This is a genomic window from Nocardioides sp. B129/18 (assembly GCF_055282735.1).
Genome location: NZ_JBUZJI010000037.1, coordinates 1 through 12,460, shown reverse-complemented (window position 1 = coordinate 12,460; position 12,460 = coordinate 1). Strand labels below are relative to the sequence as shown.

Annotated in this window: 13 protein-coding genes; 3 read left to right on the top strand and 10 right to left on the bottom strand. The window is 74.3% G+C overall.

Annotated elements, in window-relative coordinates; genetic code table 11:
* The 9 genes from ACZDWJ_RS18545 to ACZDWJ_RS18505 form a co-directional block, all read right to left on the bottom strand.
* The coding region (locus ACZDWJ_RS18545; protein ID WP_463523452.1) for a DUF1905 domain-containing protein at positions 1-266 on the bottom strand (266 nt) is incomplete at its 3' end.
* Positions 267-438: 172 nt separating this feature from the next.
* A complete protein-coding gene (gene acs / locus ACZDWJ_RS18540) occupies positions 439-2,427 on the bottom strand; it encodes an acetate--CoA ligase (RefSeq protein WP_463523450.1) in 1,989 nt (662 codons plus the stop codon).
* Positions 2,428-2,571: 144 nt separating this feature from the next.
* A complete protein-coding gene (locus ACZDWJ_RS18535; protein WP_463523448.1) occupies positions 2,572-4,197 on the bottom strand; it encodes a solute symporter family protein in 1,626 nt (541 codons plus the stop codon).
* Complete coding sequence (locus tag ACZDWJ_RS18530) at positions 4,197-4,580, bottom strand: DUF485 domain-containing protein (protein ID WP_463523446.1); 384 nt, start codon at positions 4,578-4,580, stop codon at positions 4,197-4,199. The genes ACZDWJ_RS18535 and ACZDWJ_RS18530 overlap by 1 nt, the downstream gene beginning before the upstream one ends.
* Positions 4,581-4,723: 143 nt before the next feature.
* Entirely contained in the window at positions 4,724-6,259 is a 1,536-nt protein-coding gene (locus tag ACZDWJ_RS18525) for a sodium/solute symporter (RefSeq protein WP_463523444.1), read from the bottom strand.
* On the bottom strand, positions 6,256-6,657 hold the full coding sequence (locus tag ACZDWJ_RS18520; RefSeq protein ID WP_463523442.1) for a hypothetical protein: 402 nt from the start codon (positions 6,655-6,657) through the stop codon (positions 6,256-6,258). The genes ACZDWJ_RS18525 and ACZDWJ_RS18520 overlap by 4 nt, the downstream gene beginning before the upstream one ends.
* Entirely contained in the window at positions 6,654-7,397 is a 744-nt protein-coding gene (locus ACZDWJ_RS18515; protein ID WP_463523440.1) for a LytR/AlgR family response regulator transcription factor, read from the bottom strand. The genes ACZDWJ_RS18520 and ACZDWJ_RS18515 overlap by 4 nt, the downstream gene beginning before the upstream one ends.
* A gap of 11 nt (positions 7,398-7,408) precedes the next feature.
* Positions 7,409-8,539 (bottom strand): histidine kinase, encoded by a 1,131-nt coding sequence (locus ACZDWJ_RS18510; RefSeq protein ID WP_463523438.1) that lies wholly within the window; start codon positions 8,537-8,539, stop codon positions 7,409-7,411.
* Between the two features lie 13 nt (positions 8,540-8,552).
* Positions 8,553-9,158, bottom strand: a complete 606-nt coding sequence (locus ACZDWJ_RS18505) for a TetR/AcrR family transcriptional regulator (RefSeq protein ID WP_463523436.1) — start codon at positions 9,156-9,158, stop codon at positions 8,553-8,555.
* Positions 9,159-9,221: 63 nt separating this feature from the next.
* Here ACZDWJ_RS18505 and ACZDWJ_RS18500 point away from each other — a divergent pair, with 63 nt between their 5' ends.
* The gene (locus tag ACZDWJ_RS18500; RefSeq protein ID WP_463523434.1) at positions 9,222-9,986 is read left to right on the top strand and encodes an HD domain-containing protein; all 765 of its coding nucleotides are present in this window, start codon (positions 9,222-9,224) and stop codon (positions 9,984-9,986) included.
* A 51-nt stretch (positions 9,987-10,037) separates the two neighbouring features.
* Complete coding sequence (locus tag ACZDWJ_RS18495) at positions 10,038-10,715, top strand: sirohydrochlorin chelatase (RefSeq protein WP_463523432.1); 678 nt, start codon at positions 10,038-10,040, stop codon at positions 10,713-10,715.
* Here the strand turns inward: ACZDWJ_RS18495 and ACZDWJ_RS18490 are convergent.
* Positions 10,699-11,586, bottom strand: coding sequence for a class I SAM-dependent methyltransferase (locus ACZDWJ_RS18490; RefSeq protein ID WP_463523430.1), 888 nt, complete (start codon positions 11,584-11,586; stop codon positions 10,699-10,701). The two genes, ACZDWJ_RS18495 and ACZDWJ_RS18490, sit on opposite strands and share 17 nt — an antisense overlap.
* Before the next feature lie 90 nt (positions 11,587-11,676).
* Between ACZDWJ_RS18490 and ACZDWJ_RS18485 the strand changes: the two genes are divergently transcribed.
* Positions 11,677-12,396 (top strand): Fic family protein, encoded by a 720-nt coding sequence (locus ACZDWJ_RS18485; protein ID WP_463523428.1) that lies wholly within the window; start codon positions 11,677-11,679, stop codon positions 12,394-12,396.
* Positions 12,397-12,460: the final 64 nt, after the last annotated feature.

Here is a 12,460-nt window from a genome sequence, read left to right as displayed (position 1 = left end):
ACCCCCTCCGCGACGCCCTCGGCGCGTTGCACGACGGCCTTGACCGGCAGCAGGTAGCGGCCGTCCTTGGGGAAGAGCGCGGTGGTGAAGCGGGTCTCGCCGATGAGCGCGTCGACCTTCACCTGACCCCAGTACTCCAGGCCGCGGGCGGCCTCCTTGAGGTCCTCACTGTCCTCGACCGGCATCGGCACGAACAGGAACGGCGCGGGGCCGCGCCACTCGAGCACGGTGCCGGTGAACTCGAACTCCCACGTCTCCTCGGCCATCGTCCGATCGTGGCGCATCGGCCCCGGACGCGCGAGACCCCCGCGTCGGGGACGCGGGGGTCTCGTCGAGGCCGATCAGGTCAGGGGAAGCTGGACGTTGTCAGGGGAAGCTTCCCCGGACAAGGGTCGGTCTCCCCGGATATCCGGGGAAACCGGCATGCCCCCCGGGGGTTCAGTCCTCGCCCTTCCCCGACGACAGCCCGGTGGAGATCAGGTCCATGACGGAGGAGTCGGCGAGGGTGGTGACGTCCCCGACCTCGCGGTTCTCGGCGACGTCGCGCAGGAGGCGGCGCATGATCTTGCCGGAGCGGGTCTTGGGGAGCTCGGGGACCACCATCACCTGACGCGGGGTGGCGATGGGGCCGATCTCCTTGCGGACGTGCTGGCGCAGCTCGGCGACGATGTCGGCGCCGCCGTCGCCGGCGTTCTCGCGGAGGATGACGAACGCGCAGACCGCCTGGCCGGTGTCCTCGTCCTTGGCGCCCACGACGGCCGCCTCGGCGACCTTCGGGTGCGAGACGAGCGCGGACTCGATCTCGGTGGTGGAGAGCCGGTGGCCGGAGACGTTCATGACGTCGTCGACGCGGCCGAGGACCCACAGGTCGCCGTCGTCGTCCTTCTTCGCGCCGTCGCCGGCGAAGTAGAAGCCCTGCTTCTTGAACCGGCTCCAGTAGGTGTCGACGAAGCGCTCGTCGTCGCCCCAGATCGTGCGCAGCATCGAGGGCCACGGCCGGGTGAGCACCAGCAGGCCGCCGGAGCCGTCAGGCACGGGGTTGCCGTCGTCGTCGACGACCTCGGCGCTGACGCCGGGGATGGCGGTCATCGCCGAGCCGGGCTTGCCGGCGGTGACGCCGGGCAGCGGGCTGATCATGATCGAGCCGGTCTCGGTCTGCCACCAGGTGTCGACGACGGGGGTGCGGTCGCCGCCGATGACGTGGCGGTACCAGACGTAGGCCTCGGGGTTGATCGGCTCGCCGACCGAGCCGAGGATCCGCAGGCTGGAGAGGTCGCGGGCGTCGGGGATCTCCTGACCCTGCTTCATGAACGAGCGGATCGCGGTGGGGGCGGTGTAGAAGATCGAGACCCGGTGCTGCTCGATGATGTCCCACCAGCGGCCGCGCTCGGGGGAGTCGGGGGTGCCCTCGTAGAGCACCTGGGTGACGCCGTTGGCGAGCGGGCCGTAGACGATGTAGGAGTGGCCGGTGACCCAGCCGATGTCGGCGGTGCACCAGTAGACGTCGGTCTCGGGCTTGAGGTCGAAGACCGCCCAGTGGGTGTAGCTGGCGCCGACGAGGTACCCGCCGGTGGTGTGCAGGATGCCCTTGGGCTTGCCGGTGGTGCCGGAGGTGTACATGACGTAGAGCGGGTGCTCGGAGTCGAAGGCCTGCGGCGTGTGGTCGGTGGAGGCCTCCACGACGACCTCGTGCCACCAGACGTCGACGCCGCCGTCGGCCTTGGCGTTCCACGTGACGTCCTGGCCGGTGCGACGCACGACGAGCACGTGCTCGACGGGGCTGGCCTCGCCGAGCTTGACGAGGGCGTCGTCGACGGCCGGCTTGAGGGCGGACGCGGAGCCGCGGCGGTAGCCGCCGTCGGCGGTGATGACCAGCGTCGCGCCGCAGTCCTCGATGCGCGAGGCGAGGGCGTCGGCGGAGAAGCCGCCGAAGACGACCGTGTGCGGGGCGCCGATGCGCGCGCAGGCGAGCATCGCGACGATCGCCTCGGGGATCATCGGCAGGTAGATCGCGACGCGGTCTCCGGCCTCGACGCCGAGCTCGGTGAGCGCGTTGGCGGCCTGGGAGACCTCGTCCTTGAGCTGGGCGTAGGTGATGTCGCGGGTGTCGCCGAGGGGCTCGCCGACGAAGTGCAGGGCGACCTTGTCGCCGCGGCCGGCCTCGACGTGACGGTCGACGCAGTTGTAGGAGGCGTTGAGCCGGCCCCCGACGAACCACTTCGCGAACGGCGGGTTCGACCAGTCGAGCACCTGCTGGTGCGGCTCGGCCCAGTCCAGGCGGGCGGCCTGCTCGGCCCAGAACGCCTCGGGGTCGGCGGCGGCCCGCTCGTACGCCTCGGCGGTGAGGTTGGCGTGCGCGGCGAGCTCGGCGGGGGGCTCGAAGCGACGGTCCTCCTTGAGGAGGTTCGCCAGGGTCTGGTCGGTCACGTCTCGAGGCTCCTTCGGGGATGGAGTGTGTGGCTCCCACCACACTAGGTCGCGGATCGACAGCGTCGCGACCGCGGGGTTGCGGAGGGGTTGCGGAGGGCTGTGAACAGGGCGGGGACGCGGGCGCTGCAGGAGGGCCGGGCCTCAGTGCGAGACGGCGCCCTCGGCGCCGGCGCCGGTGAGCGCGCGGACCTCCAGCTCGGTGAAGGCCTCCTCGGCGGCCGGCTCGCGGGTCAGCAGGCTGCCGACGATGCCGAGCAGGAAGCCGATCGGGATCGACACCAGGCCCGGGTTCTCCAGCGGGAACCAGGAGATGTCGATCGACGCGGGCAGCAGGCTCTGGTTGACGCCGTCGACGACGCCCTTGCCCGACATCACCGGCGAGAAGATCACCAGGCCGATGGAGGAGATCAGGCCGCCGTAGATCGACCACACCGCGCCGCGGGTGTTGAAGCGGCGCCAGAACATGTTGAGCACGATCGAGGGCAGGTTCGCCGAGGCCGCCACCGCGAAGGCGAGGGCCACGAGGAAGGCGATGTTGAGCCGCTGGGCCGGGATGGCCAGCAGGATCGCGACGAGGCCGATCGCGAAGGCGGCCACGCGGGTGACGCGGATGGTCTCCTTCTCGGTGGCCTGGCCCTTCTTGATGACGCCGTTGTAGAGGTCGTGGGCCACCGACGTCGACGAGGTCAGCGTCAGGCCGGCGACGACCGCGAGGATCGTCGCGAAGGCGACGGCCGCGATGAGCGCGAGCAGCACCGCGCCGCCCGTCGAGCCCGCGCCGCCGCCGACGGCCTCGGCCAGCAGGGGCGAGGCCAGGTTGCCCTTGGAGGTGGCGACCTCCGCGGCCTCGTCGCCCTTGAGCAGCGCCGCGGCACCGAAGCCGAGCACCAGGGTGAAGAGGTAGAAGACGCCGATCAGGCCGATCGCCCACAGCACCGACTTCCGGGCGTCACGCGAGGTGGGCACGGTGTAGAAGCGGGTGAGGATGTGCGGCAGGCCCGCGGTGCCCAGCACCAGCGCGAGGCCGAGGCTGAGGAAGTCGAGCTTGCTGGTCATCGTCGCGCCGTACTTCAGCCCGGGCTCCAGGAAGGCGTCGCCCTTGCCGGAGTTCGACGCGGCCGCGCCGAGCAGGTCGGAGAGGTTGAACTGGAACTTCGCCAGCACCAGCACGACGATGACGGCCGAGCCGGTCATGAGCAGGACGGCCTTCACGATCTGCACCCAGGTGGTGCCCTTCATGCCGCCGACGGTGACGTAGAAGATCATCAGCAGGCCGACGCCGAGGATGACGGTGTTCTTGATCGCCTGGCTCTCCACCCCGAGCAGGAGCGCCACGAGCGAGCCCGCGCCGACCATCTGGGCGAGCAGGTAGAAGATCGAGACGACGACGGTCGAGGTCGCCGCGGCCGTGCGCACCGGCCGCTGCCGCATCCGGTAGGCCAGCTGGTCGGCCATGGTGAAGCGGCCGGAGTTGCGCAGCATCTCGGCCACCAGCAGCAGGGCGACGAGCCACGCCACGAGGAAGCCGATGGAGTAGAGGAAGCCGTCGTAGCCGTAGAGGGCGATGAGGCCGGAGATGCCGAGGAAGGACGCGGCCGACATGTAGTCGCCGCCGATCGCCAGGCCGTTCTGGAACCCCGAGAACGAGCGGCCGCCGGCGTAGAAGTCCGCGGCGCCGCTGGTGGTGCGGCTGGCGCGCAGGGTGATCCCGATCGTCAGGGCGACGACGGAGAGGAACAGGACGGTGGTCAGCACCTGGTGGTCCATCAGCGGGCCTCCCCGTCCTGGGAGTGCCCGGCCGCGCGCTCGACGAAGCGCTGCTCGAGCTCCTGGGCCAGCGGGTCGAGGCGCGCGGTGGAGAAGCGGCTGTAGACGTAGGCGATGGCGAAGGTCGTCACGAACTGCAGCAGGCCGAAGACCAGCGCGACGTTGATGTTGCCGACGACCTTGGTGGACATCAGGTCGCCGGCCCAGTTGGAGAGGACGACGTAGAGCAGGTACCAGGCCAGGAAGGCGACGGTGGCGGGCAGCACGAAGCCGCGGTAGCGCCGCCGCAGCTCGGCGAACTGCTCGGTGGCGGCGAGCTCGTCGTAGACGTCGCCCTCCGCGGTGCGCTCGGCGGCGTGGGTGCCGCTGGTCGGTGGGGTCACGGGGGTCCTCCTCGGGGTGTGTGAGCGGGCTCACGCTAGGAGTGACCCCGGTCACGTCGGCAGGGGTGCGGGGGCGCCGTGCGGCCGGGGGCGAGCAGGCTGCGCCGAGCGGTCGCGGTGACGCGACGAGCGGTCGGCCCCGGTCAGCCCCGGTCGAGCGCGACGGCCTCGGGCGCGTGCAGCCGCACGAGCAGGCGGGTGGCGTGGGCCGGCACCCGACGCGGCGTCGCGAGGCTGACCAGCACCATCGTGGCCAGCGCCAGCGGCACCGACCACGCGGCCGGCTGCTCGAGCAGCAGCCGCAGCCATCCGTCGGCGACCCCGCGGCCGAGGTCGGTGCCGAGGGTGAGCACGGCGGAGACGAACGAGCCGAGGCCGCCGACGGCCAGGCCGGCCAGCGCCCCGACGTCGGTGAGTCTGCGCCACCAGATGCCCAGCAGCAGCAGCGGGCAGAACGTCGAGGCGGCCACCGCGAAGGCCAGGCCGACGGTGCGGGCGACGCCGACGTCGGGTCCGGCGATGGCGGTCAGGCAGGGCACGGCCACGGCGACGACGGCGCCCAGGCGGAAGGCGAGCACGCCGTCGAGGCGGCCGCGGCCGACGACGTCCTGGCTCAGCACGCCGGCGACGGCGACGGCCAGGCCGGAGGAGGTGGAGAGGAAGGCCGCGAACGCGCCGGCCACCACGAGCCCGGTGAGCACCTCGCCGCCCGCGCCGTCGAGCACCAGCCGCGGCAGCTCGAGCACGACGACGTCGGAGCGCCCGGCCGCGAGGTCGGCGGCGTAGACGCGGCCGAGCGCGCCGTAGACCGGCGGCACGAGGTAGAAGAGCGAGAGCAGGCCGATGACGGTGAGCGTCGTGCGGCGGGCGGCCCGGCCGTCGGGGTTGGTGTAGAAGCGCACCACCACGTGCGGCAGGCCCATGGTGCCCAGGAACGTGGCCACGATGAGGGAGTAGGTGACGTAGAGGCCCTGGCCGCCGCCGTCGGCCAGCGGACGCGACCACGAGAGCAGGTCGGGCAGGCCGCCGTCGGCCGGGCCCGCGGTGGGGCGTCCGTCGCCGAGCCAGACCACCGCCATGACGGCGGCCGGCACGAGCAGGGCGGTGAGCTTGAGCCAGTACTGGAAGGCCTGGACGAAGGTGATCGCCCGCATGCCGCCGGCGGTGACGTTGACGAGCACCACCGCGCCGACCACCAGCGGCCCCACCCACGCCGGCGCGCCGATCGTGGAGCCCAGGGTGATGCCGGCGCCCTGGAACTGCGGCAGCAGGTAGAGCCAGCCGATGACGACCACCAGCAGCGAGCAGGCCGAGCGCACGCGCCGCGAGCCCAGCCGCGCCTCGGCGAAGTCCGGCAGCGTGTAGGCCCCCGAGCGACGCAGGGGTGCTGCGACCAGCGCCAGCAGCACGAGGAAGCCGGCCGTCCAGCCGATGGGGTACCAGAGCATGTCGGCGCCCGAGACCAGCAGCAGCCCGGCGACGCCGAGGAACGAGGCCGCCGAGAGGTACTCTCCGCCGATGGCCGAGGCGTTGAGCCGCGGGTGCACCGAGCGGGAGGCGACGAAGAAGTCGCTGGTGGTGCGGGAGAGCCGCAGGCCGTAGGCGCCGATGCCGAGCGTCGTCAGGGTCACCAGGACGATCGCGACGGCGCCGGGCACCGGGCTGACGTCGGGGCTCACGGTCGGTCCGTCCCGGGCAGGTCCGTCGGTCTCGCGGGATCGGCGCTCATCAGCTCGGTGAAGGCGTCCTCGGTGCGCTCGGCGCGACGCACGTGGCTCCACGCCAGGCCGACGAGCAGCGGGTAGGCCGCGACGCCGAGCAGCAGCCAGGCCAGCGGGATCCCAGCGACGCGGTGCTCGGCGAGGCCCGGCCAGCGCCAGAACACCGCGGGCAGCGCGCCCAGCAGCACCACCAGCGTCCCGAGGGTGCGCGCGGCGAGCGCCAGCTGGTCGCGCAGGAGCGAGCCGAGGTAGATCTCGCCCAGGGCGGTGTCCTCGTCGACCTCGCGAGCGCGGGCCAGCGGGGGGCGGCGTCGCGGGGGACCCGTGACGCGCACCCGCGGCGGCGGCTCGCTCACCGGTGGACCCGCAGCAGGAGGTCGCGCAGCTCGCGGGTGTGGCGCCGGCTCACGACCAGCTCGGTGGCGGTGCCGGACAGGCGCACGGTGCAGCGTCCGGACTCGGTGCGCACCTCCTCGATGTGGGCCAGCGAGACCAGCGAGGAGCGGTGGATGCGCACGAACCCGGCTCCGGCCCACTCCTCGGCGAGCTGGGCCAGCGGAATGCGCACGAGGTAGGAGTCCTCGGCGGTGTGCAGGCGCGCGTAGTCGCCCTGGGCCTCGACGTGGCTGATCGCCGAGCGCTGCACGAACCGCATGACGCCGCCGCGCTCCACCGGGATCGCGACGTCCTCGGGCGGCTCGGCGTCCGTGCCCGTCGCCGGGGCGGCGTCGCCGGCGGCTCGCACGGCGGCGACGCGGCGCACCGCCTCGGCGACGCGCTCCGCGCGCACCGGCTTGAGCACGTAGTCGGCCGCCTCGAGGTCGAAGGCCTCGACGGCGTGCTGCTCGTGGGCGGTGACGAAGACGATCGCCGGCGGCTCGCGGAAGCGGCGCAGGACGGCGGCGAGCTCGAGGCCGTCGAGCCCGGGCATGGAGATGTCGAGGAGGACGACGTCGACGGCCTCCTCGTGCAGCACCCGCAGCGCCTCGGTGGCCGAGTCGCAGGTGAGGACGGCGTCGATGCGCGGATCCTGCTCGAGCAGCCAGGCCAGCTCGCCGCGCGCGGGCGCCTCGTCGTCGACCACCAGGGCCCTCATCGGTCCTCCGTTCACGCGCGCACCCCCGGGGCGAACTTCGGCACCCGGACGACGACCTTCGTCCCCGCCCCGGGCGCGGTCTCGACGACCAGACCGTAGTCGTCGCCGTAGGTGGCGCGCAGGCGCCCGTCCACGTTGCCCAGGCCCACCGAGCGGTGGACGGCGGGATCGGAGCCGTCGCCCTCGGGCTCCCCGGCCAGCGCCCGACGCACCCGGGCGGGGTCCTCGCCGGCGCCGTCGTCCTCGACCTCGATGACGCAGTCGCGACCCTGGTCGAGCGCGACGATGCGGATCAGGCCGCCGCCCTCGGCGGACTCCAGGCCGTGCCGCACGGCGTTCTCCACCAGCGGCTGCAGGCACAGGAACGGGACGGCGACGGGCAGCACCTCCGGCGCGATGCTCAGCGTCACCTGGAGCCGGTCGCCGAAGCGGGCCTGCTCGAGCAGCAGGTAGCGCTCCACCGAGCGCAGCTCCTCGGCCAGCGTCGTGAACTCGCCGTGACGACGGAAGGAGTAGCGGGTGAAGTCGGCGAACTCCAGCAGCAGCTCGCGGGCGCGATCGGGGTCGGTGCGCACGAAGCTGGCGATGGCGCCGAGGGAGTTGTAGATGAAGTGCGGGCTGATCTGGGCGCGCAGCGCGCGGACCTCGGCCTCCATGAGGCGGGTGCGGCTGGCGTCGAGCTCGGCGAGGTCGAGCTGTCCCGACACCCAGGACGCCACCTCCTCCGCCGCGCGCGCCCGGCCGGCGGTGGGGGAGGGTGCGAAGGCCTGCAGGGTGCCGACGATCCGCTCGTCCACGACCAGCGGCACCACGATGCCGGTGCGCACCGGGCACCCCGCGGTGGCGCACGGCAGGTCGTCGCGGTCGGCGACCCGGGTGACGCCGCGCGCGACGGCGTCGATGGCCAGCGCCCCGGCGGCCGGAGCGTGGTGCTGGCCGGGGCCGTCCCAGGCGAGCACCTCGGCGGTGTCGGTGAGGGCCAGCGCCGGGGTGCCGAGCAGCGTCCGCAGGTGCCGCACGGCCCGCTCGGCGCTCTCGCGGCCCAGTCCGGAGCGCAGCGCGGGCGCGGCCAAGGAGGCGGTGTGGAGGGTGCGGAAGGTGGCGCGGTCGGCCTCCGTCCCGAGCCTGGTGCGCCGCCACATGGCGCACATCACATCACGCGCCGAGCAGCAGGTGGTCGGCCCAGCCGCCGAACTCGCGGACGTACGCGGCGCCCGCGGCGTCGTCCTGGGTCAGGGCGAAGCAGACGGTGGCGAGGGTGAGGTGGCTGGCCAGCTCGCAGCGCCGGAGCAGGGTGGCGTCGTCGAGGGCGGAGAACGGGCCGAGCCGCTCGGCCAGCAGCGCGCCGTTGCGCAGGGAGTCGGCGGCGTTGAGCTGCAGCAGCCCGGCGTCGGTGAGCGAGCCGGTCCACAGCGCCGCCAGGCCGGCGTCCTCCCGGAAGGCGGCGTAGTAGGCCTCGAGCACCGCGGCGAGGGCGTCCTGCGCCTGCGCGCGCGAGCGCAGGCCGGCCAGGCCGCGGGCGAGCTGCTCGTGGAGCAGGTCGAACCAGCGCTGCGCCAGGCCGCCGAGGAGGGTCTCGCGGTCGGCGAAGTAGCGGTAGAGCGAGCCGAGGGACATCTCGGCCCGCTCGGCGGTGGCCGACATCGTGAAGCCGCCCAACCCCTGCTCGCGCAGGAGCGCCATGCCCGCCTCGAGGATCAGGTCGACGCGGGCGCGCGCCCGCTCCTGGCGGGGCTCGCGACGGGGCTCACGGGCGGACACGCCCCGACCCTAGGCCATCTCCTGATAACGTGACATTTCATCATGTTTTCGAGAGGTGGAATCATGGATCAGGTCGGCTCGCTGGACTGGGGACGGCGCACCGACGGCCGGCTCGACGCCGCCGAGCGCCGCGCGCTGCGGCGCGCCGCGCTGCGGGACGCCCGGGTCTACGCCCGCTCGCGGCTGCTCCTCGCGCTCGGTGCCGGATCGCGCGCGGGACGGGCGGCGCCGGAGGTGATGGACCTGCCCGACACCGCGCTGTGCCGGGCCGTCGAGTCCGCCGCGGCCGCGCGCCAGTCACCGGCGATGCTCGGCCACGCGCACCGCACCGTCGCCTACGCCCACGCCCTGGCCGGCCTCGACGGCGTCGAGGCCGACCCCGAGCTGCTCTGGTGCGCCTCGCTGCTCCACGACGTCGCCCTCGAGACGCCGGTCGCCGGTCACTGCTTCGCGGTGCGCGGCGGCCTGCTGGCCGAGGAGGTGGCGCTCCGAGCCGGGGCCGATGCCGCCACCGCCCGGCTGCTGGGCGACGCCGTCTCGCGCCATGCCGCCCCCGACCTCGATCCGCGGCGGCACCCGCTGCCCTACCTCGTCGCCGGCGGTGCGCTCGTGGACGTGCTGGGCAAGCGCCTGGAGCAGATCGACCCCGCGCTCGTGCGGGCCGCCTGCGCGCGACATCCCCGCGACGGCCTCGCCGCGCTGCTCTCCGCCTCGTGGCGGGCCGAGGCCCGCGCCGTCCCTCGCGGCCGCGCCGCGCTCGCCCACCGCACCACGGGCTTCGCCCACGCCGCCCGGCTGGCGCCGTTCCCGCCGCGCCGATCGGGCTGAGCGCGTCGGGATCCGGCCGGGGCCCTCCGTGCTCCTGGCACCCTGGAGTCCATGTGCGTCCCGACCCTCGTCACCGTCGCCCACGGCACCCGTCACGCCACCGGCAACGAGGTGGCCGTGCGGCTCACCGAGGCCGTCGCCGCCCGCCTCGACGTGCCTGCCGTGTGCACCTACGTCGAGCTGTGCGAGCCGATCTACGCCGACGTCATGGCCGCCCACCACGGGCCGGCGGTCGTCGTCCCGCTGCTGCTCTCGACCGGCTTCCACGTCCGCGAGGACCTCCCCGCGGGCCTGCCCGAGCACGACGCCGTCCTCGGCCCCTCGCTCGGCCCCGACCCGCTGCTGGCCGCCGCGCAGATCGCGCGGCTGCGAGCCGCCGGAGCGCAGCCCGGCCAGCCGGTCACGATGATCGCCGCCGGCACCCGCGACCCCGAGGGCGTCGCCGACCTCGAGCGTCAGGCCGCGCTCCTCGCCGAGGCGTGGGGCGCGGAGGTGCGGCTCTCGACGCTCTCGGCGATCGGGGAGCGTCCGGCCGCGGTCGTGCGTCCCGGCGACGCCGTCTCGCTCTACCTGCTCTCGGCCGGCTACTTCTCCGAGAAGGGCGCCGCCGAGGCCCGCGAGGCCGGGGCGACGGTGGTCTCCGACGTGCTCGGCCCGCACGGCGACGTCGTCGACGCCGTCGTGGCGCGCTACCGGATGCTGGCGGGGGCGCTCACCGGAAGTCGATGAGCAGCATCGCGGTGTCGTCGAGGTCGGTGGAGGCGCGGGGCGCCCTGAGGATCTCGTCGGGGATCGCGGGGTGGCTGCCGGTGTCGATGACCAGGCTCTCGCGCGGCGACGTCGTCGCAGCCGGGGCCTCGACGCGCGCGGCCAGCCGGGCGCGGACGCCGCTGGCGACGTAGGGCAGCTCCATGCCGTACATCCCGCGGCCGTAGTCGTCGTAGAACGCCGCGACCTCGCCGAGCAGGCGGGTGCGGGCGTCGTCGTCGAGGAGCGCGACGTGGCTGCGGGAGAGGGCGAGGTCCTGGACGGTGTCGCGGTCGATGGTCTGCCAGAAGCGGTGGGAGGTCTCCTCGACCTCGCCGAACGCCTCGGCCGCGGTCAGCGCCGCCGCCGAGAGGTCCTCGCGCACCGGCGAGCCGAGGATGCGGCCCAGCCGCTTGACCCACGGGATGCGCTCGTCGCGGCGGTTGGCCAGCACCGCGAACGTGCCGCCGGGACGCAGCACGCGCGCCGCCTCGGCCAGCGCCCGCTCGGCGTCGAGCCAGTGGAAGGCCTGCGCGCACACGACGACGTCGACCGAGCGGTGGGCCACCGGCAGCGCCTCGGCGGGCGCGACGGTGGTGCGCACGTCGGGCAGGTGCTGCGCGAGGACGGCGAGCATCGCCGGGTCGGGGTCGGTGGCGTGGACGGTGTGGCCCAGCGCCACCAGCTGCTCGGTGAGGCGGCCGGTGCCGGCGCCGATCTCGAGCACGGTGGCCGGCTCCTCGCCGACGGCCCAGCGCACCGCCTCGAGCGGGTAGCCCGGACGGCCGCGGTGGTACGCCTCGGCGACCCGGCCGAAGGCGCGGGCGGCGGTGGGGGCGTCGTGGGCGTCCATGGGCTCCCACGGTAGTGGCTGCGACGGCCCGCACGGGTCAGCGCGGACGGAGCGTCGGCGTCCGGAGTGGCTCGCGTAGCCTTGCCGCCCGTGAGCGACCCGCTGTCCTGGCTGCTGGAGCTGGAGGGCGTCCCCAGCGCCCACGCCGCCGCGCGCGACGGCATCGACGCGATGCTGCGCGACCGCGGCCTGAGGCAGACCTCCCCCGAGACCACCGCCGCCTCGCTGCTGCTCGGCGCTCACGCCAGCGCCGTCCTGGAGGGCTCCGGATCCACCCTCGAGCAGGTGCGCGACGGCGAGGGCGACGCCGTGGCCCGCGACGCCGTCCGGCTCTCCACCGAGCTCCTCGCCCTCACCCCGCTGCTGCGCCGCGCGCCCCTGCAGGCCTTCGCCCGCCTCCACGCCGTCGCCGCCACCGGCACCCTCGCCGACGACGAGCTCGGCCGCCCCCGCTCGCCGGAGGCCGCCGCCCGCCTGCGCGACCTCGCCGGCGTCCTCACCGGCCCGACCGCCGCCCCGGCGCTCGTCGTCGCCGCCGTCGTCCACGCCGAGATCGCCACCGTCGCGCCGTTCGGCTCCCACAACGGCCTGGTCGCCCGCGCCGCCGAGCGGCTCGTCCTCGTCGCCCGCGGCCTGGACGAGAAGTCGCTCCTCGTCCCCGAGGCCGGCCACCTCGCCCTGCGGCCGCAGTACGAGTCGAACCTCCGCGGCTACCGCGACGGCGGCCCCTCCGGCGTCCACTCCTGGATGCTCTACGCCGCCGAGGCGTTCGCCGCGGGTGCGGAGGCGTCTCCGGTGCGGGGGCGCTGAGGGGGCAGCTTCCCCGTGCGGGCTCACAGGGTCATTGCAACAACAGTCCGTTGATCAGCTCTGA

Bases quoted from the DNA above. Each gene is read 5' to 3' on its own strand.
- ACZDWJ_RS18535 (WP_463523448.1), bottom strand. From the start codon at position 4,197: ATGGACCACCAGGTGCTGACCACCGTCCTGTTCCTCTCCGTCGTCGCC.
- ACZDWJ_RS18515 (WP_463523440.1), bottom strand. From the start codon at position 7,397: ATGAGGGCCCTGGTGGTCGACGACGAGGCGCCCGCGCGCGGCGAGCTG.
- ACZDWJ_RS18490 (WP_463523430.1), bottom strand. From the start codon at position 11,586: ATGGACGCCCACGACGCCCCCACCGCCGCCCGCGCCTTCGGCCGGGTC.
- ACZDWJ_RS18495 (WP_463523432.1), top strand. From the start codon at position 10,038: ATGTGCGTCCCGACCCTCGTCACCGTCGCCCACGGCACCCGTCACGCC.
- ACZDWJ_RS18510 (WP_463523438.1), bottom strand. From the start codon at position 8,539: ATGTGGCGGCGCACCAGGCTCGGGACGGAGGCCGACCGCGCCACCTTC.
- ACZDWJ_RS18500 (WP_463523434.1), top strand. From the start codon at position 9,222: ATGGATCAGGTCGGCTCGCTGGACTGGGGACGGCGCACCGACGGCCGG.